The sequence below is a fragment of the uncultured Pseudoteredinibacter sp. genome, assembly GCF_947502065.1.
Taxonomy (GTDB): domain Bacteria; phylum Pseudomonadota; class Gammaproteobacteria; order Pseudomonadales; family Cellvibrionaceae; genus Pseudoteredinibacter.
The window spans coordinates 1-212 of sequence record NZ_CANMYE010000056.1 but is presented as its reverse complement, the minus strand read 5'-3'; the positions used below and the strand labels follow the sequence as shown (position 1 = coordinate 212).

The following is a 212-nucleotide window of genomic DNA, read 5'->3' as shown; positions in this document are numbered from 1 at the left end:
ATGCTAGAGTTGGTTGAGATGGAATTGCGTGAGCTATTGGAAACTTATGAGTTCCCAGGCGACGACACTCCAATCATTGCAGGTTCTGCGTTGATGGCTCTAAATGGCGAAGACGACAACGAGTTGGGTACTTCAGCTGTTAAGAAGTTGGTTGAGACTCTAGACGAGTACATCCCTGAGCCAGAGCGTGCTATTGACGGTGCTTTCATTCT

The 212-nt window shown here is 47.6% G+C and carries 1 pseudogene; it reads left to right on the top strand.

The features are described from left to right. Positions 1-212: pseudogene (gene tuf / locus Q1A41_RS20350) on the top strand (elongation factor Tu); the annotation flags it as partial.